Origin of the sequence: Gilliamella sp. ESL0254 (assembly GCF_013344985.1) — a bacterium.
In the GTDB taxonomy this organism is placed as follows: Bacteria; Pseudomonadota; Gammaproteobacteria; order Enterobacterales; family Orbaceae; genus Gilliamella; species Gilliamella bombicola.
Genome location: NZ_JAAEDU010000001.1, coordinates 720,845 through 746,597, shown reverse-complemented (window position 1 = coordinate 746,597; position 25,753 = coordinate 720,845). Strand labels below are relative to the sequence as shown.

The 25,753-nt window shown below is 33.2% G+C and carries 18 protein-coding genes and 1 other RNA gene; 3 read left to right on the top strand and 16 right to left on the bottom strand.

All coding sequences use genetic code 11. The features are described from left to right. Window positions 1-12: 12 nt before the first annotated feature. Complete coding sequence (locus GYX25_RS03575; protein ID WP_174786741.1) at window positions 13-978, top strand: FAD:protein FMN transferase; 966 nt, start codon at window positions 13-15, stop codon at window positions 976-978. A 258-nt stretch (window positions 979-1,236) separates the two neighbouring features. Then, window positions 1,237-2,697: a DASS family sodium-coupled anion symporter gene (locus tag GYX25_RS03570; protein ID WP_174786740.1), complete on the top strand. Its 1,461-nt coding sequence runs from the start codon at window positions 1,237-1,239 to the stop codon at window positions 2,695-2,697. 76 nt (window positions 2,698-2,773) lie between these two features. On the opposite strand, the gene GYX25_RS03565 is transcribed toward GYX25_RS03570, so the two are convergent. The 4 genes from GYX25_RS03565 to GYX25_RS03550 form a co-directional block, all read right to left on the bottom strand. After that, window positions 2,774-4,297 (bottom strand): Ppx/GppA phosphatase family protein, encoded by a 1,524-nt coding sequence (locus GYX25_RS03565; protein WP_174786739.1) that lies wholly within the window; start codon window positions 4,295-4,297, stop codon window positions 2,774-2,776. Window positions 4,298-4,307: 10 nt separating this feature from the next. After that, window positions 4,308-6,365, bottom strand: a complete 2,058-nt coding sequence (gene ppk1, locus GYX25_RS03560) for a polyphosphate kinase 1 (protein WP_174786738.1) — start codon at window positions 6,363-6,365, stop codon at window positions 4,308-4,310. Window positions 6,366-6,473: 108 nt separating this feature from the next. Further along, window positions 6,474-7,886, bottom strand: a complete 1,413-nt coding sequence (gene pykF, locus GYX25_RS03555; protein ID WP_091346902.1) for a pyruvate kinase PykF — start codon at window positions 7,884-7,886, stop codon at window positions 6,474-6,476. Window positions 7,887-8,238: 352 nt separating this feature from the next. Next, window positions 8,239-8,655 carry an META domain-containing protein gene (locus tag GYX25_RS03550; RefSeq protein WP_091346900.1) on the bottom strand — a complete coding sequence of 139 codons (417 nt, stop codon included), beginning with the start codon at window positions 8,653-8,655 and terminating at the stop codon, window positions 8,239-8,241. Between the two features lie 76 nt (window positions 8,656-8,731). Here GYX25_RS03550 and hrpA point away from each other — a divergent pair, with 76 nt between their 5' ends. Beyond that, entirely contained in the window at window positions 8,732-12,607 is a 3,876-nt protein-coding gene (gene hrpA / locus GYX25_RS03545; RefSeq protein ID WP_174786737.1) for an ATP-dependent RNA helicase HrpA, read from the top strand. A gap of 67 nt (window positions 12,608-12,674) precedes the next feature. On the opposite strand, the gene GYX25_RS03540 is transcribed toward hrpA, so the two are convergent. The 12 genes from GYX25_RS03540 to thrS all read right to left on the bottom strand — a co-directional run bounded on the left by GYX25_RS03540 (window position 12,675) and on the right by thrS (window position 25,658). Further along, on the bottom strand, window positions 12,675-13,718 hold the full coding sequence (locus GYX25_RS03540; protein WP_174786736.1) for a YdgH/BhsA/McbA-like domain containing protein: 1,044 nt from the start codon (window positions 13,716-13,718) through the stop codon (window positions 12,675-12,677). Window positions 13,719-13,768: 50 nt separating this feature from the next. Then, a complete protein-coding gene (locus GYX25_RS03535; RefSeq protein ID WP_167349283.1) occupies window positions 13,769-14,356 on the bottom strand; it encodes a helix-turn-helix domain-containing protein in 588 nt (195 codons plus the stop codon). Between the two features lie 857 nt (window positions 14,357-15,213). Continuing rightward, complete coding sequence (locus GYX25_RS03530) at window positions 15,214-17,154, bottom strand: peptidase U32 family protein (protein WP_091346892.1); 1,941 nt, start codon at window positions 17,152-17,154, stop codon at window positions 15,214-15,216. Window positions 17,155-17,276: 122 nt separating this feature from the next. After that, window positions 17,277-18,146, bottom strand: a complete 870-nt coding sequence (gene htpX / locus GYX25_RS03525) for a protease HtpX (RefSeq protein WP_091346891.1) — start codon at window positions 18,144-18,146, stop codon at window positions 17,277-17,279. Window positions 18,147-18,356: 210 nt separating this feature from the next. After that, an RNA gene (gene ffs / locus GYX25_RS03520) (signal recognition particle sRNA small type) lies at window positions 18,357-18,452 on the bottom strand. A 143-nt stretch (window positions 18,453-18,595) separates the two neighbouring features. Further along, on the bottom strand, window positions 18,596-18,889 hold the full coding sequence (locus GYX25_RS03515; RefSeq protein WP_065637551.1) for an integration host factor subunit alpha: 294 nt from the start codon (window positions 18,887-18,889) through the stop codon (window positions 18,596-18,598). 4 nt (window positions 18,890-18,893) lie between these two features. Continuing rightward, window positions 18,894-21,281: a phenylalanine--tRNA ligase subunit beta gene (pheT, locus tag GYX25_RS03510; RefSeq protein WP_174786735.1), complete on the bottom strand. Its 2,388-nt coding sequence runs from the start codon at window positions 21,279-21,281 to the stop codon at window positions 18,894-18,896. Window positions 21,282-21,297: 16 nt separating this feature from the next. Continuing rightward, window positions 21,298-22,281, bottom strand: a complete 984-nt coding sequence (pheS, locus tag GYX25_RS03505; protein ID WP_174786734.1) for a phenylalanine--tRNA ligase subunit alpha — start codon at window positions 22,279-22,281, stop codon at window positions 21,298-21,300. 217 nt (window positions 22,282-22,498) lie between these two features. Next, on the bottom strand, window positions 22,499-22,852 hold the full coding sequence (rplT, locus tag GYX25_RS03500; RefSeq protein ID WP_024496189.1) for a 50S ribosomal protein L20: 354 nt from the start codon (window positions 22,850-22,852) through the stop codon (window positions 22,499-22,501). Between the two features lie 31 nt (window positions 22,853-22,883). Then, window positions 22,884-23,081: a 50S ribosomal protein L35 gene (gene rpmI, locus GYX25_RS03495; RefSeq protein WP_025315575.1), complete on the bottom strand. Its 198-nt coding sequence runs from the start codon at window positions 23,079-23,081 to the stop codon at window positions 22,884-22,886. Between the two features lie 84 nt (window positions 23,082-23,165). Further along, entirely contained in the window at window positions 23,166-23,705 is a 540-nt protein-coding gene (gene infC, locus GYX25_RS03490; RefSeq protein WP_065587350.1) for a translation initiation factor IF-3, read from the bottom strand. A 27-nt stretch (window positions 23,706-23,732) separates the two neighbouring features. Next, entirely contained in the window at window positions 23,733-25,658 is a 1,926-nt protein-coding gene (gene thrS, locus GYX25_RS03485) for a threonine--tRNA ligase (protein ID WP_174786733.1), read from the bottom strand. Between the last annotated feature and the right edge of the window lie 95 nt (window positions 25,659-25,753).

Below are 25,753 nucleotides of genomic sequence, written 5' to 3'. Positions count from 1 at the left end.
AGCTTGTTTAGCATGGTAAATGTAAACTATGAATACACTCAACATTTAATAGGAACAACGGTTTCATTAATGCTTTTTGAGCCTAATGAAACCGCAGTGCAAGCTGTTTTTCAAACCATAAAAATGCTTGAGGATAAACTGACCGTTAACAGGTCATCATCAGAAGTTATGTCTATTAATTTAGCTGCGGGACACCACCCCGTTATAGTGAGCCGTTCTGTTTTTTCTTTGATTGAACAAGCGCAAAAAATAAGTCTATATTTTAATAGTTGCTTTAATTTTGCTATTGGTCCCTTAGTTAAACTTTGGAAAATTGGTTTCAATGGTTATCAAGTTCCATCTGCTAAGTTAATTAGAGAAAAACTGTTGTTAATTGATCCTAAAAATATTGAACTTGATGCAAATACATATTCTGTTTTTTTAAGAAAACCGGGAATGGAAATTGATTTAGGTGCAATTGCTAAAGGATATATTGCTGATGTTGTCAAATCAATTTTACACCAACATCAAGTGTACAAAGGTATCATTAACTTAGGTGGTAATGTATTAACATTAGGCTCATCTTTAACAGATGGTAACGGCTATTGGCACATAGGATTAAGAAAACCATTTTCCACTAATGGAAAACTATCTGGAATTATAAAAGTTAAAGATAAATCAGTTGTCACATCGGGCATTTATGAGCGTTTTTTTATACAAAATGATCGTCTTTATCATCACCTATTAAATCCTCAAACAGGTTATCCATTAAATAATGAATTAGAAAGCGTAACTATCATTTCAGATTCTTCATTAGAGGGTGATATTTACTCAACCGTCTTTTATGGATGGGGAGTTGATAAAAGCAGACAATACTTGCAAAAGCATCAAAACTTGTCGGCTATCTTTTTGTTAAAAAATAAAACAGCCATATTAGTAAACCCCGATAATTTTATTTTTCAACAAATTGATACTCAATATCAAATAAAAACTGATTAAAATTAAATTTTTGATTAAAAATGTTTCAGAAAAAATACTGATTTTATTGATATTTTTTCCTTGGATTTGTTTAATGTATTTTAATTCAAAGGAAACTAATTTCAATAAAAAGCTGTCAGAAAAGGTATTGATTTTATTGAGGTTTTTATGCTGATGTTAGTGCGATAAATTTGGCCAATAATAGTATGAAGAGTAGCATAATTGTAACAGAATTAAACCTTAACTTATTAAAATATTTAAATTTAAAAGGAAAATACTATGAATTTAGTAAAGAAACCTCCAGTGAAATGGCCTGCGCTCATCATTATTGCGGCAATTTCCGCGTTACTTTGGTTATATGTCTCACCACCAGAAGGTATTAGCCAAGAAGGTTGGCAAACGAGTATTATTTTTGTTGCTACCATAGCTTGCATTGTGGCTGAAATAATGCCAATTGGGGCAATTGGTTTATTAGCAATTACCGTTTTTGCCGTATTAAGACCATCTGGTGCAACCTCCGCAACTGAATCGATAAAAATCTCGTTAAGCGAATTAAATAGTAGTCTTATTTGGCTGATTGTGATTGCTTTCATGATCGCTCGTGGTTTTATCAAAACTGGTTTGAGTAAACGCATTGCATATTATCTTGTTAAAATGTTGGGTAAAAATACATTGGGGCTTGCTTATGGTTTATCTGTCACTGATATTGCATTGGCACCAGCTATTCCAAGTACCACGGCGCGTGCAGGTGGTGTAATATATCCAATAGCAGAGGCTTTAGCCATTAACTTTAATTCAAATCCTAAAGATGAATCAAGAAATCGTATTGGTACCTTTTTAATGCTAACAATTAGTCATATGAATGACATCACCTCAGCAATGTTCTTAACGGCATTTACTGGCAACTTATTAGCCGCTAAATTAGTCACCACATCGCTAGGTATTACACTAGGGTGGGGGCAATGGTTTGTAGCAGCTATTGTGCCATGTTTAGTTTCATTTGTTGTGATTCCTTTGGTAATTTATTTTCTAACTAACCCAGAACTAAAAAGAACTCCAGAAGCACCAAAATTAGCTGCTGAAGAATTAAAAAAAATGGGGTCAATTACAGTTAAAGAAATCATTATGGGGAGCACTGTTTTTTTATTATTAGTACTTTGGATTTTTGGCAAAAATATTGGTATTGATTCAACAACTACAGCCTTTATTGGTTTGGCCATTTTAATCTTAACTGGCGTATTAAGTTGGGATGATATAAAAGGTGAAAAAGCGGCTTGGGACACATTAATTTGGTTTGCGGCATTACTTATGATGGCAGCCCAAGTAAATAAATTGGGTGTAACTAAATGGCTTGGTGACACAATAGGTAGTGCTGTAAAAGGTCATCTAGGCGAAAGTAGTTGGGTGTTGGTCTTAATTATTTTATGTGTTGCTTATGTTTATTTACACTACTTTTTTGCGAGTGGGAATGCTCATATTGCCGCACTATTTCCCGTATTTTTATCTGTTTCCATTGCCCTAGGTGTACCACAACTCATCGCCATTTTTGCATTAGTTATTTGTACTAATTACTTTGGTTCAATTACTCAATTTGCAAATGCGAGAAATCCATTATTATTTGCAGAAGGCTTTGTGCCAGTAAAAACATGGTGGAAAGTGGGGTTCATTTGTAGTGTTGTGAATCTAGTAATTGTCTTTACTGTCGGTATTTTGTGGTGGAAGATCATTGGTCTTGGTTAATAACAAGTAGATAATTTTATTCTTAATATTGTAATACCGCCACCCTAGTTGGCGGTATTTTTATGTGTTTCTATTGTTAACTAATTACAATCGATAGTTTCCAATCATTGACGGTTTTCCAATATTTTTGTTCTTGCTCCAAATCAAGCAATATTAATTTGTTATTTTCAACAAAATCTTGATTAATTTCTAAAGTCACATTAGTGAGTTTATTTTTTAATAATTTTAATTGAAATGCCTGTAAATCAATTTCAGGATTTCTTTGATTATTGATTAGTATAGACAATCTTAAAATCTGCATTAACGATATGATATGCTTGTATTCAAATAAACTAAAATAAGGTATTGCATCAATATTTATCGACTTTCTATGGTAACGGACAAGAGTAGATAACAGTAACTGCTGTTCTTCATTAAATCCAGGTAAATTACTGTTTTGTAAGATATAACTTGAATGCTTATGGATCGAAGAAAAGTTGATTTTTAATCCAACTTCATGCAACTGAGCAGCCCAATATAAAATAGATTCAAGATTAGGGGGAATAGTCATTGATGCTTGTTGTTGCCATTGTGAAAATAAATATTTTGCAGTTTTAACCACTTGCTTAGCATGACGTTTATCTATGTTGTAATGCTCAGAAAGCGATTGTGCGGTATTTTGCCTAATATCTTGGTAATTAGGGCCGTCGATCAATTCGTAAAATACGCCTTCTCGTAATGCACATGGGCTAAATTGTAAAGCCTCTAATCCAAGTGCATTAAAAACACCACTAAATATAGCCAGTCCGCTAACAAATACGTTTTTTCTTTCTTTGGAAAGTGAAGGATAGTCAATATCATAAAAATAATCGAATTCTAAAACATAACTAATTAAATCATCTAACCTTTTCGGTGTAATAATGCCATCGCTAACACCAAGATCCAACAATATCTGATAAATTGATTTTATGGTTCCCGATGTGCCAAATGCGGCAGTAATATTCAATTTTTTTATTGCATTAATCATACCTTCAATTTGTTGTTCTGCAGCAAGTTTTGCCTGTTGAAAGGAAGTAGCGTTAATTTTTTGTTCATGAAAAAAACGTTTTGTATAAGTGACACATCCCATGGGACGGCTAGCAACGATCACGGGGTTTAAATCATTTCCTTTTCCTATTGCAATTTCAGTTGATCCACCGCCAATATCAATGACAAATTTTGTATCAGTTGACGATGTTGATTCAGCAGTCATTGTACCTAAATAAACAAGACGAGCTTCTTCTTGACCTGAGATAATTTCAATAGGGAAAGGGAATACCTTAGCTGCAGCTGTTAAAAATTCATGCCTATTTTTTGCTACTCGTAATGTATGAGTTGCAACGACCCGAACATGTTCAGGAGGGAATCCATTTAATCGCTCAGCAAATAATGAAAGACATTCCACACCTCGCATTATGCTTGATTCACTCAATTTGTTATTAGCATTAAGCCCTGTTGCTAGGTGTATATTTTTTTTATTTTTATAAATAATCTGTATTGCACCATTAATGATCCGGGCAATTACCATATGGAAGCTATTTGAACCAAGATCGACTACCGCATATTCATTGAATTTATTCATTTTAAAGTCCTTATGCAAATGATTCTAACTGCTTCAAATAATCATAAATGGCATATTGGGCTCTAATTTTTTTCTTATTCCCTCTTTGCACATAATTATTTGTTGCATCTTTATCAATGATGCGTGCTTTGACATTATCATTGCACTGTATGTCAAAAATACTATGGATAGTTGATTTTATTATTGAGTCAAAGATTTTTACGCCCACTTCAATACGATTATCGATATTACGAGGCATCCAATCTGCAGAGGAGATGTAAGTGTCTTTTTTTCCTTCATTTTCAAAAATATACACACGAGCATGTTCTAAAAATTGATCCACAATACTGGTCACATAAATATTTTCGCTTAAATTAGGTATTTGTGGCACTAATACACAAGTACCGCGCACAATTATTCTAATTTTCACACCAGCACAAGATGCACGGTAAAGTTCGTCGATCATTTCTTTATCGGTAATGGCGTTAAGTTTTAGATAAATTCCTGACTTTTTACCTGCTTTGGCATTGCTTATTTCGCGTTCTATAAATTCATTGAATCGTAATCGCGTATTTTGTGGTGAGACAAGTAAATGATTGAAAGCGACTGGTTTAAATGGATTTTCAATAAAATTAAAGACTTTTTTGACTTCTTCGGTAATAGCAGGATCTGCCGTTAACAGTGAAAAGTCTGTATAAATTCGTGCAGTTCTTTCATTAAAGTTACCTGAACCAATATGAGCATAGCGAACAATTTCATCGTTTTCTTTACGATCGATCAAAAATAATTTCGCGTGAATCTTGAGTTTTGGTTGTGAATAAATAACTTTAATACCACTGCTAATTAGTCGCTTTGCCCATTTTATATTGGCTTCTTCGTCAAACCGTGCTTGTAATTCGACAACTACGGTAACTTTTTTACCATTATTGGCCGCATTAATTGCAGCGTGAATAAAGCGTGAGTCTTTGGCTACTCGATAAATGTTCATTCGAATATGTGTAACTGAAGGATCAAACGAAGCTTGTCGCATGATTTCTAGAACATGGCCAAAAGAGTAGTAAGGGTAATAGAGTAATACATCTCGATCTTTAATCGCATCAAATGCATTACGAAATTGTTTAAATCGATTATAACTTAAGTTTGGGATTTTTTTATTTAATAGGCTCTTTTGTCCAAAATCAGGGAATTTAACAAGATCTTTAAAATTAGGATAACGCCCTCCAGGCATTGCATCTTGTTCAGTTAATCGTAATTTATTGATCAATAATTCAAACAACGCTTTGGGCATGTCTTTTTGATAAGTAAAACGTACTGGCTGTGCGGTTAAGCGTTGTTTTAGGCCTTGGGACATCAGTTCAAGTAAACTGTCTAACTCTGTATTTAATTCGTATTCAGCATCTCTATTGATGTTAATTGAATAAGCATTTAATTCTTTGGCATCAAAAAACACTTTAAAAATATCGGATAAACAGTAGCGCAGTATGTTGTCAAGAAAGATGATGGACTTATTTTTAGTTGATACTTCTGACGGTAATAATACAAAACGAGGAATATTATCTGTCGGTAGTTCAAGTAGTGCATAACTGATGCTATCCTCACAAATAATTTCTACAGCTAAATAGGCATGATCATCTTTTAAAAATTGAATAAGTTCAGTGTGACTATCAAGTAAAATAGGGGTAATGTATTGTCTAAGATTTTGTTTATAATAATTTTTTATCCAATTTTCTTGATATGATGAGAGCTGTCTTTCGTTAATCAAAAAGATTTGATTTCTAGCCATTTCCAATAACAATTCATTATAGAGTTGGTCAAACTGTAATTCTAATTGTATAACTTTTTGATTTACTTGGCGCAATAAGTTTTTAGCATTAGAAGAAGAATGAGCTTGTTCTTGTTCTATAAGTACATATTTTTTTAAGTTAGCAAACTGTACTTTATAAAATTCATCAAGATTACTTGAGTATATGCCTAAAAAATGTATTCTCTCAATAAGAGGATTACTCTTATCTGCGGCTTCTTGTAAAACTCGCTGATTGAAAGATAACCAGCTAAGCTCTTTAGGTAAATGGACTTTTTCTTCAATCATGTTAGTCTTTTAAATTTTATTAACAATATTTTATACAGAATAACTTATGTGAAAAAAAAAGCTAGCAGATAGCTAGCTTTTATTTTATATAGATTGGAAATTTAATGTTTAGATACGGTGGACTGATGTTGTGTTAGTGGTTCCACTCGGTACTAGCGCACCAGAAACCATCACAATGATATCGCCCTGTTTTAAGCCACACACTTTTAAAGCCATCTCTTTACCTAAACGATAAAAATCGTCCGTTGAGTTAATTGAATCAATCAAAATAGGTTCCACGCCTTTAGTAACTGCTAATTGATTTACCGTTTTTTGACTTGATGAAAGCGCTAAAATCCGAGCTCTTGGGAAGTAATGACGAACTTCACGAGCTGATTTACCACTACGTGTTGCAACAACAATTAATGGCGCATTTAAACGTTCAGCAATTTCTACAGCACCACAGCATACAGCGGCTGTTATGCTTAATTTTTCTTCTTTGGATGTTAATTCTAATGAGGCAGGAATTGTTTTATCAGTGCGTTTACAGATAGTTGCCATAACATTGACTGTTTCAAGTGGATATTTACCTTTAGCACTTTCACCAGATAACATCACAGCATCAGTTCCATCAATAATTGCATTAGCCACATCGCCAGCTTCAGCACGAGTAGGACGTGGATTTTTGATCATTGAATCAAGCATTTGTGTTGCAGTTATAACTGGTTTAGAAGCTTTATTACATTTTTTGATCATCATTTTTTGAGCAAAAATAACTTCTTCAACTGCAATCTCAACACCTAAATCTCCACGAGCAACCATTATACCATCAGAAGCTTCAAGAATTTCATCAAAATTATCTAAACCTTCTTGGTTTTCAATTTTAGAGATGATTTTTATGTCTTCTCCACCATGAGCTTTTAAGTGAGCACGAATATCTTCAACATCAGAACGTTTCCGAATAAATGATGCAGCAATAAAGTCAACGCCTTGTTCACAACCAAAAATAAGGTCGTTTTTGTCTTTTTCTGCAAGTGCTGGTAGCTTAATTGAAACTCCCGGTAGATTAATACCTTTATTTTCACCTAGATCACCATTATTTAAAACTGTACAGATAACTTCGTTACCTTTGATTTCTTTAACGTCCATGGCAATTAAGCCATCATCAACAAGCACACGATTACCTGGTTTAAGGTCATGGGCAAATCCTTCATAAGTGACGGCTACTCGTTGAGAATTTCCAACAACTGTTTTATCTGTTGTAAAGGTAAATGTTTGACCGGCTACAAGTGATACATCATTACCGCCTTCTAGTTTAATTGTACGGATTTCAGGTCCTTTAGTATCTAGCATTATAGCTGCTTTTAAACCTGTTTCTTGCATTACTTCTCGTAAGTTTTTTATACGGTTGCCGTGCTCTTCATAATCACCATGTGAAAAGTTTAAACGCATCACATTCATGCCTGCATTTAATAATTTTGCTAACATTTCTTTTGATTCAGATTTTGGCCCGATGGTACAAACAATTTTTGTCTTTTTCATAATAGTATCTACTTAGTAATTTATTTAATGTTAAAGTTTTTAATCAATCTAAAAATTCGATAAACCAGTATTACGCAAAAAAAAACCAATGACAAAGCATTGGTAATATTATTGGTAAAAGAATTTTTTGTAGCTTTAAACCGCTACCCAAGTTGCACAAGTCATTTGAAGAATATAATAATTTCATCAATAAGTTAAATCCTTTAAAAATTGCTCTTATTATATTCTTAACGGTATTTTAAATAAAGGTTTTTATCTTAAATTTATTTTATTGTTTTGTAAAATAATTGAACTCTAGCAACTTAACAAAACGATTTGTGTCTAATATATAAAAAAAAACGAAACATTAGAGTTACATTAGATCCTTAAGTTGGTAGATTAGCTCGTTTTCGTGGTTCTTTAAGGTCAATTGATTATTGCTTAAATTGATTTCAGCACCACTAGTAATTAATTGATCAATAATATAATCTAATTGATTTAATTGATCATCATTACAAAGCATTTTGGTCATTGCAACTGTGCCTTTAATGTTGTTTTTATCTAAAATAACTTGACCTGAAAACTGGTTACACATTTTGCCTGTGATAGTCATTTTTTCACTGAATATAAGCTGGGCTTGCTCATCTAATGGAATATGCTGACCATTTGCACTAATTAATACAAAACGATGATGCATAAGATCAGTATCTTGTATCTTACTCGATTTATGGCATCCAGACATAACCAAAGCAACAGTAAATAGCGAAATTATCAATAATGTTTTTTTCATATGAACTCCTAATGATAGGTTAAATTTGCTATAATTAAATCTAATTATGACGTTAATTAAAAATATCTGATTCTCTATGTTACCTCAAGACCGATTAAAATACCTTGATTCAATGACTTTCTTAGATAAGCACAAAATAATAAAAATTGCCCAAAAAAGTCAAACTATAGCTAATATAGATTCTGCTATACAAAATGCTAAGTTACATTACCAAGCTAGAATAGAATCATTACCAAAGAACATTGATTTTCCAGATAATCTACCTGTTGTTGAAAAAAAACAAACAATTTATGACGCAATTAAGCATCATCAAGTGGTCATAATCGCAGGAGAAACAGGTTCAGGAAAAACCACGCAAATTCCTAAAATCTGTCTAGAGTTGGGTTTAGGCGTCAAGGGATTTATAGGTCATACCCAACCAAGGCGGTTAGCCGCACGTTCAGTAGCTAATCGTATTGCAGATGAGTTGAAAACAGAAATAGGGCAATTAGTTGGTTTCAAAGTCAGATTTTCTGATCATGTTAGTGAAACAACACTGATTAAATTAATGACTGACGGTATATTGCTTGCTGAAATTCAAAAAGATAAACTTTTATTACAATACGATACCATTATTATTGACGAAGCGCATGAACGTAGCTTAAACATTGATTTTATTTTAGGCTACCTTAAGCAATTATTACCTAAACGTCCAGACTTGAAGGTTATAATTACATCGGCAACGATTGATGTGGAACGTTTTTCTAAACATTTCAACCAAGCACCAATTATTGAAGTGTCTGGTCGTACCTATCCAGTTGAAGTTAGATATCGTCCTTCAATATTAGATAGAGATGATACTTGCAACGATAAAAATAGTGATTTTCAATCCATCGTAGATGCGATTGATGAACTTTCAGCTGAAAGTGATGGTGATATACTTATTTTTCTAACTGGTGAAAGAGAAATTCGAGATCTTGCCGATACACTTAATAAATTGGATCTTCGTCATACTGATATCTTACCATTATATGCAAGATTATCAGCATCAGAACAAAATCGAATTTTCCAATCGCATACTAAAAGGCGAATAGTTCTAGCAACAAATGTGGCAGAAACATCGTTAACGGTGCCTGGAATTAAATATGTTATCGACACGGGTTTAGCTAGGATTAGCCGCTATAGTTATCGCACTAAAGTTCAACGTTTACCGATTGAACCAATATCTCAAGCTTCAGCTAACCAACGAAAAGGGCGTTGTGGACGAACTTCAGATGGTATCTGTATCCGGTTATATGATGAAAAAGATTTTTTATCTCGTCCTGAATTTACCGATCCTGAAATTTTACGTACTAATTTAGCATCAGTAATATTACAGATGACTTCGTTAGGGTTAGGTGACATTGCGGCATTTCCTTTTGTTGAAGCACCTGATGCAAAATATATTCGTGATGGTATCCGATTGTTAGAAGAACTTGGTGCAATATTTACTAAACATCATCGATATCATTTAACTGAAATAGGACAAATTTTAGCGCAATTACCCATCGATCCAAGGTTGGCCAGAATGCTGGTTGAAGCAAGGCGATTAGGTTGTACTAAAGAAATTATGATAATTACGGCAGCTTTGTCAATCCAAGATCCAAGAGAAAGACCTTTTGATAAACAGCAAGCCTCGGATGAAAAACATCGTCGTTTTGTTGATAAGGAATCTGATTTTATCTCTTTGATTAATTTGTGGAATTATATTAAAGAACAACAAACCATATTATCTGGAAATCAATTTAGACGATTGTGTCAGAAAGAATTTTTAAACTACCTTCGGATTCGAGAATGGCAAGATGTTTATACACAAATTAGACAAACCATTAAACAATTAGCATTCCCTATAAATAGTAAAGCAGCAGATTATAATTCATTACATGTTTCATTACTAAGCGGTTTATTATCCCATATCGGAATGAAAGAGCTTGAAAAGCATGAATATATTGGTGCACGTAATATTAAATTTGCAATTTTTCCTAATTCGGCACTTTTCAAAAATCAACCTAAATGGTGTATCGCAAGTGAACTGATAGAAACCAGCCGGCTATGGGGAAGGACGGTAGCTAAAATTGAAGCGGAATGGATTGAGCCCATAGCAAAACATTTGGTGAAATATAGTTATAATGAACCAAAGTGGTCTAAAAAACAGGGGACAACTATTGCAAATGAAAAAGTGACATTATTTGGTTTACCTATTGTTGCTAGTCGAATGGTGAATTATAGTAAAATAGATCCTGAATTAAGTCGTTCTCTATTTATTCGTCACGCTTTGGTTGAAGGTGATTGGTTTACCAACCATCAGTTTTATAAAAAAAATAAAAAATTGATTAATGAAGTTGAAGATCTTGAGCATAAATCTCGCCGGCAAGATATTTTAATAGATGATGATGAACTTTTTAATTTTTATGAAAAGCGAATAGATAAATCGGTTGTGTCATCTAAACATTTTGATGTTTGGTGGAAACAAAAACAGAAATCAGATCCTGATTTTCTTAATGTTGAGAAAGAAATGCTGATCAAACAATCAGCACAACAGGTTAATTTAAATGACTTTCCTGATTTTTGGAATCAAGATAATTTGAAATTAGCACTAAGTTATCAATTTGATATCGGACATAAACGTGACGGTGTCACGATAAAAATACCTCTTAATCTATTAAACCAAATCAAAAATAGGGGATTTGATTGGCTAGTACCTGGTTTTAGAAAAGATTTAATTATTGCATTAATTAAATCATTACCTAAATCATTGCGCCGAAATTTTGTTCCAGCACCAAACTATGCTGATGCATTTTTGAGTAGAGGTATTTCAACGAATCAACCTTTACTTGAAAGTTTAGAAACCGAATTTCACAAAATGACAGGTGTAAAAGTTGCCCCTGAAGATTGGCAATTGGAGCAAATTCCTGACTATTTGAAGATGACTTTTAGCATTGTTGATAGTAATAATAAAGAAATTGCTGTAAGTAAAGACCTAGTTTTACTAAAAGAAAAACTCAAAAATCAACTCCAACAAGCATTTTCATCTTTAACAATTAAGAAAACGGTTCAAATTGAACAAAATAATTTAACAGAGTGGAATTTCGGCTCTTTGCCTAATATCTATGAAGAAAATCATAAAAATTATACGATTAAAGCTTATCCAGCAATCATTGATAATCAACATTCTGTAAGCATTAAGTTAGTCGATAATCAAGATGAGCAACAAAGACTTACAAAACTAGGGCTAAGACGCTTGCTTATACTCAATATACCATCACCAATCAAGTACTTACATGAAAAATTACCAAATAAATCTAAATTAGGCTTATACTTCAATTCTTTTGGTACGGTACTGAGTTTAATTGATGACTGCATTGCTTGTGGTGTTGACTATTTGATTGAAAAAAATGGTCAGGTAATTCAAAACCAAGATAATTATGAGGCATTATTGGATTATACCAAAAGTCATATTAATGATGTTGTGGTTGATATTGCCAAAACAGTTGAGTCCATTTTGACTTTATATTACAACATCGGTAAAAAGTTAAAGGGGCGAATTGATATATCATTAGCTTTTGCTTTATCTGATATAAAAAAGCAAATGGATCATCTTATTTATAAAGGCTTTGTTGCACAATCAAGCTATAAGAGACTACCAGATATCAATCGTTATTTATTGGCGATTGAAAAAAGAATTGAAAAACTAATGTTGAATACCACTAAAGATAGGCAGTCGATGAATATAATTGATGAAGTTGAAGTTCAATATGAAAAATGGGTGAATAGCTTATCAGAAAACTTAAAATCACAAGAAAAAGTAACAAATATCCGTTGGATGATTGAAGAACTTAGAGTGAATCTATTTGCTCAGCAGTTAGGTACTGCATATCCAATTTCAGTAAAACGTATTAAGCAACAAATCGACAAAGTAAAATCTGAGCTATAACTATTAATTGAATGAAGGTCTTTGTGCGATAAAAAATAGGGCGCTTATGCGCCCAGTTATCTAGAGTTTATCGATAAAGATCGACAAAAACAGTTATATTCGGACCATTTGAATCATGCGCTACTCTAGCAATATGATAATACTTGGCTCCAGCATCAATAGCTCGTTTACCTGCTTGATAAGAAATTTCCTGATCGGTGACATAATAACCTCTGAATTTAATTGTATCAAATGCCACCATTTTAGCCGCAGTTGCATCATTTAATTCTTGAATTTTTCGTCCGTCTGATAGGGTGACAGTGTAACGATTAACGCGTTGAGGTTCAGCTGCGACCTTGGTAACTTCAGATTCATGAATACTGGTTGCAGCAGAAGTTTTCATTTTATCAGTAGATTGATCAATAACTTTTACTTTATTATTAAATTTATCTGCATAAAACTTTTCATTAAACGCTGATGGAGAATAATATCCTGGTTTTTCAACTTGCATTGCAGCATCACCACCTTTAGCTAGAGCTTGTTGGCCTGCTTCAGAATCATAAGGAATAGCATCTTCTGGTTGTAGTTTACGTTCAGGTGCATCCTTTTTAAATAAATAGGCTGCAACTTGTATATTACTACCTAATTCAGAACGTGAATCAATATAAAAGGCGTAAGCACCTTTAGCAGAGGCTTCTTTAGCAATCGCTTGATTCATATCATATTCATTAGGAAAATAGCCACGAATACGCACAATATTAAAAGGCTCTAAACGAATTGCTTTAGATTTTGGATATTCATAGACACCTTCAAATTTGCGCAAATTTTCAGTTTGTTCTTCAGCTTTAGGAGCATCCGCTTTATATAATTTAGCGTAAACAATACGCAAAGTATCATTAGAAGGGCTAATATTGGTGGTGGTTATGAAAAAAGAAACTGCACCTTCTTTATCTGCCGCTTTGGACATAGCTAAAACATAATCATTATCAGTATAAAATGCTCCACGAATAGTTATACTTTTAAATGACTGTAATTCTTTAGCTTGCTCCTCAGTTAGTTGTTGAGCAGCAAATGAGGAAAGAGGGAATAAAGCCATTGTTACTGCAATAAATGTCGTTTTTAAACTTGCCATATATTAAGACCTTACAATAAATTATTGTGATTATTTTAACATAAATAAATTTAATTGCCTAAATCTATCAAAGCATTTAAGTTTTTAATAAATATATATTTTCCTCTAACTGATAAAATGTTTTTTTCCTGAAGCTTTGATAAGTTTCTACTGATAGTTTCGATTTTTAAGCCTAAATAGTTAGCAATATCAGCTCGACTCATCATAAGTTTAATATTTAATGAAGAATGACCTCGTTGTTCATAGTGTCGATAAAGCGAATATATAAAAGTGGCTAGTCTCTCATCTGCTTTTTTCTGTGAATAGCATAATACTAATTTTTGATAATTATTAATACTAGAACTTAGTAAATTAAATACCATATCTCTAACATTTTTTTGAGTATCAACTAGTGACATAAGTTCGTCATAATAAAGTTCACAAACAAGTGTGTTAGTAAGTGATTGAATATTATTGTTGTATATTTTAGTTGAAATAGAATCTAAACCAACAATATCACCAGGTAAATAAAAGCCATTAATTTGTTGATTATTATCTGGAGTTGTCACAAAAGTTTTTAATGCTCCAGAATGAATAATATAGAACTTTGTAAAAGGAGTATTTGCTTTGACTATAATTTCATCTTTAGCATAAGACATTTTTCTGTCTAATATATTATCTAACTTATTATTGAGTAATATAGGAATACAAAGAGATCCGATACTACAGAATTCACATGGGACGGAATAACTTTTTGAACGTAATGTCTTAAAAATATTTTGCATATTAACAGAAAAAAATAATCATAGTTCGTTGATTGATTAGATTATCATATTTTATAAATAAAACAAAAATTAGTAGAAAAATAACAATAAAGTGTTCGTATAGATCAAGCAAAATATACTTAAATATATTATTTAACATAATATAGATTATGCGCACTAATATAAACGTACGTGAATTCTGTAGATGCGACCAACAAAATCTGACGCTAATTTAAAAATTTTTGGCATCAGACAATCCGTAACATCTTTCTTAAAAGTTTTAAATACCGATAAAATTCTAGATTTTGGGGGTTGGACAAGTGGAAATACTCGCTATGTGAACATTTATTTTTGATAATTAACCTTTTTTGGAATTATTCATGTTTTTACAAGTTTGTGAATTTCTATCTACATCATCATTACCACATTTAGCTAAATATTCGTTTCTTTCTTCTTTGTGAATTCCAATATTCGATAGTACGATTTTCATCATACGCAGTTAAAGATATTACAACAGTTTTTAATATGACTTTCTTCATCATTACATTTCATTCTATGTAAAATTGATATTTAGTATAAAAATTCTATGAAAAAATGTTTTCTGCAATGCAAAAATTAATTTTAGTTAATACTTTGGTTTTATACGAACTAATAATCTATATTATGTTAAATAATTTTCATTATTGCGAACTTTGTTGTCTATTTCCTACCAAATTATTTATCTAAATTTTATAATATTCTTTTAAATATTTTTAACTTTTGGTTATTAAAATAACATCACTTCCTGCTAATGGTAATTTTAAAATATGATTTTTGATTTTACCCCAAACTTGCATTTCGCAGGCTTTACAGTTGAATTTTAGTAATAATTCTTCGTTATTTTGAACTAATTTCATTGGTGTTACTTTAGTTTTAACACCTTGAATTCCTTTAGCCTGTTTAGGGCATAAATTAAATGCAAATCGTAAGCAATGTTTGGTTGTCATTAATGGTACATCATCTTTAACTTCGTGTGCTTCATAAGCACTTTCGATTAATTCGACCCCATGTTGTGTATAAAATTCTCTTGCCTTATGATTATAAACGTTGGCCAAAAAGCTCAAATGATTTTCAGGGTAAATCGGAACTGGTTTTTGTTCTGGTTTACGTTTTTGAGGATGATAATTTTCTAATCTTGCTATAGTTAATTTATCAATAGTGTCTCTTCTAAGTTGGTTTAATTGGCTACTTGGAATAAAATAAATTTCTGATAAATTCGCTGTGAAGCCAGTTAAGTGATATATGGTTTGTCCTAGCTTTGATAAATTATCTTTAATGTTTTTTAGTGATTTATCTGGTTGTGTTGCAAGATCGAAATAGCCATTTAGTTCTGTTTTGACGCAAATGCCCTCTTCACTTTTGGCTACTAGCTCAACGCCATTTCCTATATTATTCAATTGAAATGACACACCAATACGACGGTTGCTTGACTCTTTTAGTAAATTTTGTTGCCAGATATGATCGAGATTTCGATTAACCAAATAAGGTAATTTGACTGAAAAAAGCGATTTAGGGATTTCATTTGGATAAATTCGATATAGATTAATCGAAAGCCTTTCAACTTTATCGGCTCTAAAACCAACAATTTCTCTTTTTATTAGTATATTTAAACCATCACCATTAGTTAATGTGCTTTCAGATTTGATATCAATAGTTTGAGACGTAACCTTGGTTATTTCACCAATTTGCAAGCCAATAAATTTAGGTGAATCAAATGCTCCAATATTTGGTTTTCTACCATTAATAAAATAATCTGTACTTCCTCGGTGGAATGTTCGATTAGGATCAGGGGTAAAGAAGTGTTCAGTCTTACCGCTTGATGCTGAGGATAACTCAGATGATTCAGATAAAATCTTATCTAATTTTTGGCGATAAAATGCTGTGATATTTTTAACATAACTTATATCTTTATAACGTCCTTCTATTTTAAACGATGTTACACCGGCTTTAATTAATTCAAGCAGATTGTCAGATTGATTATTATCTTTCATTGATAGTAGATGTTTTTCATAAGCAACAACACGACCTTGCTCATCTTTTAAAGTAAAAGGGAGACGACAAGCTTGTGAACAATCCCCTCGATTAGCACTACGTCCAGTTTGTGCATGAGAAATATAACATTGTCCTGAATAAGCAACACAAAGTGCTCCATGAATAAAAAACTCGATTTTTGCATCAACCTGTTCACTAATTTGGGTTATTTCAGCTAAATTAAGCTCACGAGCCAGTACTATTTGTGAAAAACCAACATCGGATAAAAATTTAGCTTTTTCAGGTGTTCTAATATCCATTTGAGTACTAGCATGCAAATCTATGGGGGGAATGTCCATATTCAAGATCCCCATATCTTGCACAATTAATGCATCAACACCTGCATCGTAAAATTGCCAAATTAGCTGCCTTGCAGGTTCAAGCTCATTATCGTGAAGTATGGTGTTTAAAGTCACAAAAACTTTTGCATAATAGCGATGAGCAAATTCAACTAATTGGGCAATATCATTTATCGAATTGCCAGCATTATGCCTAGCACCAAAATTAGGTCCACCAATGTATACGGCATCTGCACCATGTAATATCGCCTGCTTTGCAATTTCGATATTTTTAGCTGGGCTAAGTAATTCTAATTTATTCTTGGAGCAATGATATGGTGGCATTATAAACTCTTTAGGATATAACTAGTTGATAGATTGAACTTTTTTTGACAATTATTATTGTTAATTTAATAATAATTGTCAAAATCTTCAGGAAAACAATACTTTTTATTCTAAAACGTGTATTAGTTTTGGTAAGTTCTATTTCGTAAAGCTTCTATACGTTTTTCTAACGGTGGATGAGACATAAACAATTCGGAAAATTTCGCTTTTTTTGCACCATTAATACAAAATGCTAAGATGGAAGCATCTTCATTTGGTTCATAACTAGTTTTTAGTTTTTCTAAAGCTGCAATCATTTTTGTACTGCCAACTAATTTAGCTGAGCCAGCATCTGCGTGAAATTCTCGATAACGAGAAAACCACATAGCTATAAGGCTTGCTAAAATACCAAATACTGTTTCAAAAACCATAACTATCAAGAAATACGCTAACTGTGATAAACCACGATTGCGGTCATCCAATGCTTGCGCTACAACAGATGCTAAAATTCGAGAAATAAAGATAACGAAAGTATTAAGCACACCTTGTAATAAAGTCATTGTAACCATATCGCCATTAGCAATATGGCTCATTTCATGCCCAATCACCGCTTCAGCTTCATCTTGAGTCATAGCATTTAACAAACCAGAACTCACAGCAACAAGTGATCTATTTTTAGTAGCACCAGTTGCAAAAGCATTAACATCTTGAGCATCATAAATAGCAATATCAGGCATTTTTATATTAAGATCTGCTGACAAACGACGAACTACATCAAATAGCCACTGTTCTTGATTATTACTTGGTTGAGTAATAATTTGCCCTCCTACTGATCTTAAAGCCATTCGCTTAGATAAAAGAAGAGATATAAACGATCCTCCAAAACCAAATATTGCTGCAAAAATAAGTAAACCTATCGTACTATGTGAATCAACACCTAAAATGCTTAAGATAATTCCAAATACAAACATAACGGCTAAGTTAGTTAGAATAAATAACCCTACTCGCATCATAATTTTTCTCTCTTTCGGTATATATCAATTTTTGAATAATTAAATGAAATCGTAATATTTTGATTAAAAATACGTAGTGTATATGATCGCAAAAATAAATCATAGATACAACTATAAATATAAGTATATTTTAAGATTAAATAGGACTTGTTGGTTTATTAAACACAATCCAAATAATATTTAGATAATAACAGAGAGGCTTGGAGGAGACCCTATCAGCCACATCCCACACACATATTTTTTACTTTGGCTGCTTCCTTCCAGACCTGACCTGATGAGCAAAAAAATGTTGCAAGAGGACCCATAGAGACTCCATTGAGGAGGAAATATTATGCTTTATTTAAGAAATTAATACAACTATTTTTATAAAAAAAGAAACTAGCCTTTCTAATATTGCTAATAAAAGAAAGGCAATTACATTGAGTAACGAAAAATATAACTTTAGTAATTTAAATAACTAAGTTCTTTTCTACTCGTTCTCTAAATTTGATTCCAGGTCTAAATGTAACAACGCGACGAGCTGAAATATCTACACTTTCACCTGTTTTTGGATTACGTCCAGGACGTGAGTTTTTATCACGGACTGCAAAGTTACCAAATCCAGATAGCTTTACTGGTTCCCCTTTTTCTAAAGCCACACGAATCTCTTCAAAAAAGAGTTCAACAAGGACTTTAGCTTCTTGACGATCAATGTTAAATTTTTCGGCAAGTCGATCTGCAATATCTGCTTTAGTTAATGTCATATTATTATTCTCTTAATAGGGCTTTAAAACGATTTTGTAAAGCAATGATGCACTTGCTTACAATGTTTGTTATATCTTCTTCTTCAAGTGTACGCGATTTATCTTGCAAAATCAAACTGATAGCAAGACTTTTTTGATCTTCTTTGATATTTTCACCTGTATAAACATCAAAAAGATTAACCTTGATAAGTTGCTCTCCACCTGCTTTTATACACTCTGAAATAATATCTGCAGCAGGTGTTGTTTTTGAAACAATAATAGCAATATCTCGTTTATTAGACGGATATTTGGATAAGTCATGAGCAACAGGTACTCTTTTTTGACTAATTTTAGCTAAATTTATTTCAAAAACAAGCGTTTTACTATTTAAAGATAATTTTTTTTCAATTTCTGGATGTAAGACGCCAAAATATCCTATTGGCTCCTCATTTAAATAAATCGCTGCGCTTTGTCCTGGATGTAAGGCTGAAAGATTTGCTCTTTTAAACTGTACTTGCTCGGTATTGCCTAAAAGAGAAAAAATTGTCTCAAGGTCACCTTTAAGATCGTAAAAGTCCACATCCTTTTTAGGAAGTTGCCAATGTTCTTCATATAAAGAACCAGAAACAACACCAGACAACGTTAGTTCTTGTCGTACACCAAATTCACAGTTTTCATCAGGTATAAAACACAAACCTGTTTCAAATAATCGGATACGTGTTTGCTGACGATTTTGATTATATAAAACTGCATCTAATAACCCTGACCATAGTGATAAACGCATAACTGACATTTCACTTGAAATTGGATTAGGTAATTTTATTTCAGCTTGCTCAGGATGAAGGATTTGCTGAATTTTCGGATCAACAAAGCTATATGTTACTGCCTCTTGATATCCCTTATCAACTAATAAGTCTTTTATTCTTCGTAACGATATTTGACTTTCTGGTTTAGGTTTCATGACTGATTCAATTTTAAGGTTAGCATTTGGAATATTGTTATATCCATAAATACGGACAACCTCTTCAACTAAATCTTCCTCAATGTGTAAATCAAATCGCCAACTTGGTGATTTTACAATCCAAACATTATTATTATATTCAACTTCACAACCAAGTCTAATTAAAATATCACTGATTTTTTTTGTTTCTATTTCATAACCTATGAGACGATCAATTTTATTACGATGTAACTCAATAGTTGCTTGTGTAGGAAGCTCATTTTGATGCGTTATATCTATAATTGGACCTACTTCGCCACCACAAATATCAATTAATAATTGGCTAGCTCTTTCCATTGCTGTAAATTGTAACAAAGGATCAACACCTCGTTCATAACGGTGTGAAGCATCTGTATGCAAACCATACTCTCGAGCCCTGCCTGTTATGGTTAATGGATTAAAAAAGGCTGACTCAAGAAATACATTTTTAGTCGATTTCGTCACGCCTGATTTTTCTCCACCCATAATCCCTGCTAACGCTAAGATTTTTTTGTGATCAGCTATAACTAAAGTTTTATCATTAAGTTTAACTTCATTACCATTTAGTAGAACTAATTTTTCATTTTCCTTTGCATAACGAACAACAATTCCATTTTCTATCTGAGCCAAATCAAATGCATGCATTGGATGTCCAAGTTCTAATAATAGATAGTTAGTAATATCAACCACTGCGTCAATTGAACGAATTCCACCACGTCGAAGTTTTTCTTTCATCCAAAGAGGTGTTGTTGCATTAACATTAATATTTTTAATGATTCTACCTAAATAGCGTGGTGCTGCTTTTGGTTCATCAACCTGAACTGGTAATGTATCGGTAATCGTTGCTGGTACACTGTCGACTTTTAGTTCTTTCATAACAACATTGTTAACTGCTGAAATATCTCTAGCAATACCAACAATACCAAAACAATCCGCGCGATTTGGTGTTACACTAATATCTATTATAACGTCATTAAGCTTTAAATAGTTGCGAATATCCATACCTAAAGGTGCATCATCAGGTAACTCAATAATTCCATTATGCTCATCTGAAATTCCTAATTCAGAATAAGAACAAAGCATGCCTTCTGATGGTTCACCTCGTAGTTTAGCAGCTTTAATTTTAAAGTCGCCAGGCAAAACAGCTCCCACAGTTGCACAAGCAACGGTTAATCCTTGACGGCAATTTGGCGCACCACAGACAATATTAAGTGGTTTTGCTTTACCTATATCGACTTTTGTAATACGTAGTTTATCGGCATTAGGGTGTTGCATACATTCAATGATTTTACCAACGACCACACCAGAAAAGTCACCTGCTACCTTTTCAATATCATCGACTTCTAAACCTGCCATTGTTAATTGATCTGCTAGTGTACTGCTACTAATTTCTGGATTGATCCATTCACGTAGCCAACTTTCACTAAATTTCATGTTTTGATCTCCAGAATTAATTAAATTGTTTTAAAAAACGTAAATCATTTTCAAAAAAAGAACGTAAATCAGTGACACCGTAACGTAACATAGTTAATCGTTCTATCCCCATCCCAAAAGCAAAACCACCATATACTTCAGGATCAATACCCACATTACGTAGTACATTAGGATGAACCATTCCGCAACCTAGTACTTCTAACCATTTGCCATTTTTAGCTTTAATATCAACTTCAGCTGAAGGTTCTGTAAATGGAAAATAACCGGGTCTAAAACGGATTTCCATATCATCTTCAAAGAAGCAATGTAAAAAATCGTGTAATAGCCCTTTTAAATGAGTAAAACTGATATTTTTATCAACTAGTAAACCTTCCATTTGGTGAAACATTGGCGTGTGAGTTTGATCGTAATCATTACGATAAGTTCTTCCTGGAGCTATGATTCGGATTGGAGGTTTTTGATTTTCCATTGTGCGAATTTGTACGGTTGAGGTTTGTGTTCTTAATAGTCGTTTTGCGTCAAACCAAAATGTATCGTGATCAGCACGGGCAGGATGGTGAGCAGGAATATTCAGTGCATCAAAATTATGGTAGTCATCTTCAATTTCTGGACCAGTTTCAACAACAAAACCAAGTTCACCAAAGAAGTCGACTAATCGATTAATTGTTTTTGTGACTGGATGTAGTCCACCTAATTCAAGTGACTTTCCTGGTAACGTAATATCAATTGTTTCATTAGCTAGTTTTGCATCAAGAGCCTGACGCTCTAAAAGATTGCGCTTTTGATTTAATATTTCAATGACTTCTTGTTTTGCATCATTGATTTTTTGACCGACAGCTGGACGTTCATCGGCAGGAACATCACGTAATGAAGCCATTTGTATTGTAAAATAGCCTTTTTTACCAAAATATTCTACACGAATTTGTTCGATCGTATTAATGTCATTAGCACTTTCAATAGCGGATTTGGCATTATTTACCAGTTCAACTAATTGAGACATACAGTTCTCCTGCTTATTGTTCATTACATAAAAAAAGCCTCTCTTTGAGGCTTTTATAATCATTTTTTGTTTTTTCTTTGCCTCACGAATTAGTATTACTAAAGAAGCCAAAAAACAAACAAAAAATAACTAAATTCATAATCAAATTACTCTTTATAATAAAAAATTAAAACTTAAAATGATAAAAGCCGAGATAACTCGGCTCTTATAAAGCTTATTACAGTGCAGCTTTAGCTTTTTCGACTAATGCAGCAAATGCATTTTTGTCAAATACAGCAATATCAGCAAGAATCTTACGATCTATTTCAATTGAAGCTTTCTTTAGACCATTGATAAAACGACTATATGAAAGACCACATTGACGTGCTGCAGCATTGATACGTACAATCCATAATTGACGGAATTGACGCTTACGTTGACGACGGTCACGGTAAGCATATTGTCCAGCTTTGATTACAGCTTGGAATGCAACACGATATACACGTGAACGAGCACCATAATAACCTTTTGCTTGTTTTAAAATTTTCTTGTGACGTGCACGAGCAATAACACCACGTTTAACACGAGCCATAAACTATATCCTCTAAATAATTAACCATGAATTAAGCGTATGGAACACACGCAGTAACTAAACCTAAATCGCCTTTTGACACAGTTGTCAAACCACGTAAATGACGTTTACGTTTGGTTGATTTTTTAGTTAAGATATGGCTTTTGTTAGCTTGTTTATGCTTAAAGCCGCCAGAAGCTGTTTTTTTAAAGCGCTTTGCTGCGCCTCTTACAGTTTTAATTTTAGGCATTTTATTAATTTCCACTTCGCATTGTTAATAAAAATAAAATAATGGTGTAATTTTCAATAAATTAAAAATTCACTTGTAGAACCATTACTTTTTCTTCGGCGCAAGCACCATGATCATTTGGCGGCCTTCAATCTTAGTTGGATAAGATTCAATTATCGCCAAATCAGCTAAATCTTCTTTAATGCGATCAAGCATTTCAGAACCTAACTGTTGGTGAGCCATTTCACGACCACGAAAACGTAGTGTGACCTTGGCTTTATCGCCATCTTCAAGAAAGCGAATCAGGCTGCGGAGTTTTACCTGATAGTCGCCTTCGTCTGTACCAGGTCGGAACTTAATTTCCTTAACCTGAACAACCTTTTGCTTTTTCTTCTGTTCTTTTGTTGCTTTACTCTTTTCATAGAGGAACTTGCCATAATCCATAATTCGACAAACAGGTGGCTCTGCATTAGGGCTTATTTCAACTAAATCTAAAGTTGCTTCTTCAGCTTGTTTTAAAGCTTCATCTAAGCTTACTATACCGAGCTGCTCACCATCGACGCCGGTTAATCTCACCTCACGAGCGGTAATTTCATCGTTGATCTTATGTGCTCGTGTTGACTGAATTCGTTTACTGACTTTAATATCTCATTCCTCCAAATTAATTTATCATTAATTCATTTGTTCTAATGAACGACTATGAATTTCGTTAAGCAACAATTCTATAACATGTTTCACTTCAAAGCTACCAAGATCTTTACCTTGACGAGTTCGAACTGAAATTGTTCCTGATTCCATTTCCTTGTCTCCACAAACAAACATATAAGGAACACGTTTAAGAGTATGCTCGCGAATTTTAAACCCTATTTTTTCATTTCTCAAGTCCGCTTTTGCTCTAATCCCAACTTTTTGTAGTTGTGCGGTTAATTGTTTTGCATATTCAGCTTGATTATCGGTAATATTAATTACTGCAACTTGCAATGGAGCAAGCCATGTAGGGAAAAATCCTGCACAGTTCTCTGTTAAAATTCCCATAAAGCGCTCCATTGAACCTAAAATAGCTCTATGAATCATAACTGGAACATGACGTTCGTTGTCTTCACCAACATAAGTTGCATCTAAACGTTCTGGCAGCATAAAGTCTAGCTGAACTGTACCACATTGCCATGCGCGACCTAAACAGTCATGTAGGGTAAACTCGATTTTTGGACCATAAAAGGCACCTTCACCAGGTAGATATTCAAATTCAATACCATTTTCTGTTAAACATTCAGCCAAATCTTTTTCTGCAAGATCCCATGTTTCATCTTTACCAATGCGTTTTTCAGGGCGAGTAGATAACTTAACAGTAATATCATTAAAGCCGAAAGTACTATAAGTATCATAAACCATTTTGATACAGCTGTTTACTTCACTGCGAATTTGGTCCTCAGTACAGAAAATATGTGCATCATCTTGGGTAAAACCTCGAACACGCATTAATCCGTGTAAAGATCCTGATGGCTCGTTTCGATGACAACTACCAAATTCCGCCATACGTAATGGTAAATCACGATAAGATTTTAAACCTTGATTAAAAATTTGCACGTGTCCTGGGCAGTTCATTGGTTTAATGCAATATTCACGATTTTCAGATGAAGTGACAAACATTAACTCTTTATAATTACCCCAATGTCCTGTTTTTTCCCACAAAACACGATCCATCATAAATGGACCTTTTACTTCCTGATAATCGTACTCTTTCAATTTTGTACGAACAAAAACCTCTAGTTCACGGAAAATAATCCATCCATCATTATGCCAAAACACCATACCCGGTGCTTCTTCTTGCATATGATAAAGATCGAGCTGTTTACCTATTTTACGGTGATCACGTTTAGCCGCTTCTTCTAAAAATTGTAGATAGCTATCAAGTTGTTTTTTATCTACCCATGCTGTCCCATAAATACGTTGTAACATTTTATTGTCACTATTACCACGCCAATAAGCACCTGCAACTTTTTGCAATTTAAAATGGTGGCAAAAACGCATATTAGGTACATGAGGTCCACGACACATATCAATATATTCTTCATGGTGATAAAGAGCTGGTTTTGAATCTTTAGAGATATTCTCATCCAAGATAGCAATTTTATATGGTTCACGTCGCTCCCAAAATACTTCTCGAGCTTGTTCCCAACTAACTATTTCTTTCTTTACTTCATAATCTTTTTTAGCCAATTCATGCATCCGTTTTTCTAATGCATCAAGATCCTCCTGCGTTAGAGAGCGCTCTAAATCAACATCATAGTAAAAGCCATTATCAATTGTTGGACCGATTGCCATTTGTGTATCAGGCCATAGCTGTTTAATAGCATGACCTAATAAATGAGCACAAGAATGGCGAATAATTTCAAGTCCATCTTCATCTTTAGCGGTAATGATGGCTAATGTTGCGTCTTGATCAATAACATCACAGGCATCTTTACGCTCACCATTTACACGCCCAGCTATACAAGCTTTTGCCAGCCCTGCACCAATACTTTGTGCAACTTCTAAAACGGTAACGGGTTTATCAAATTGGCGTTGACTTCCATCAGGAAGAGTAATAATTGGCATAATAAATCCTTATAACAGTGGTGCGCCACACGAAAGCGCACTTGCGTACTAAATAAATTGGTCCGATATACTACCACTTTTCATCAGGATTTTGA

Excerpts from the sequence above, each read along its gene's own strand:
- GYX25_RS03570 (WP_174786740.1), top strand. The coding sequence starts at position 1,237 with ATGAATTTAGTAAAGAAACCTCCAGTGAAATGGCCTGCGCTCATCATT.
- rplT (WP_024496189.1), bottom strand. The coding sequence starts at position 22,852 with ATGGCTCGTGTTAAACGTGGTGTTATTGCTCGTGCACGTCACAAGAAA.
- thrS (WP_174786733.1), bottom strand. The coding sequence starts at position 25,658 with ATGCCAATTATTACTCTTCCTGATGGAAGTCAACGCCAATTTGATAAA.
- GYX25_RS03565 (WP_174786739.1), bottom strand. The coding sequence starts at position 4,297 with ATGAATAAATTCAATGAATATGCGGTAGTCGATCTTGGTTCAAATAGC.
- ppk1 (WP_174786738.1), bottom strand. The coding sequence starts at position 6,365 with ATGATTGAAGAAAAAGTCCATTTACCTAAAGAGCTTAGCTGGTTATCT.
- GYX25_RS03535 (WP_167349283.1), bottom strand. The coding sequence starts at position 14,356 with ATGTCTTATGCTAAAGATGAAATTATAGTCAAAGCAAATACTCCTTTT.
- GYX25_RS03515 (WP_065637551.1), bottom strand. The coding sequence starts at position 18,889 with ATGACATTAACTAAAGCAGATATTGCAGATCGACTTGCCGAAAAATTT.
- rpmI (WP_025315575.1), bottom strand. The coding sequence starts at position 23,081 with ATGCCTAAAATTAAAACTGTAAGAGGCGCAGCAAAGCGCTTTAAAAAA.
- GYX25_RS03530 (WP_091346892.1), bottom strand. The coding sequence starts at position 17,154 with ATGCCACCATATCATTGCTCCAAGAATAAATTAGAATTACTTAGCCCA.
- GYX25_RS03540 (WP_174786736.1), bottom strand. The coding sequence starts at position 13,718 with ATGGCAAGTTTAAAAACGACATTTATTGCAGTAACAATGGCTTTATTC.
- htpX (WP_091346891.1), bottom strand. The coding sequence starts at position 18,146 with ATGATGCGAGTAGGGTTATTTATTCTAACTAACTTAGCCGTTATGTTT.
- GYX25_RS03550 (WP_091346900.1), bottom strand. The coding sequence starts at position 8,655 with ATGAAAAAAACATTATTGATAATTTCGCTATTTACTGTTGCTTTGGTT.
- pykF (WP_091346902.1), bottom strand. The coding sequence starts at position 7,886 with ATGAAAAAGACAAAAATTGTTTGTACCATCGGGCCAAAATCTGAATCA.
- GYX25_RS03575 (WP_174786741.1), top strand. The coding sequence starts at position 13 with ATGGTAAATGTAAACTATGAATACACTCAACATTTAATAGGAACAACG.
- pheS (WP_174786734.1), bottom strand. The coding sequence starts at position 22,281 with ATGTCTCAATTAGTTGAACTGGTAAATAATGCCAAATCCGCTATTGAA.
- pheT (WP_174786735.1), bottom strand. The coding sequence starts at position 21,281 with ATGAAATTTAGTGAAAGTTGGCTACGTGAATGGATCAATCCAGAAATT.
- hrpA (WP_174786737.1), top strand. The coding sequence starts at position 8,732 with ATGTTACCTCAAGACCGATTAAAATACCTTGATTCAATGACTTTCTTA.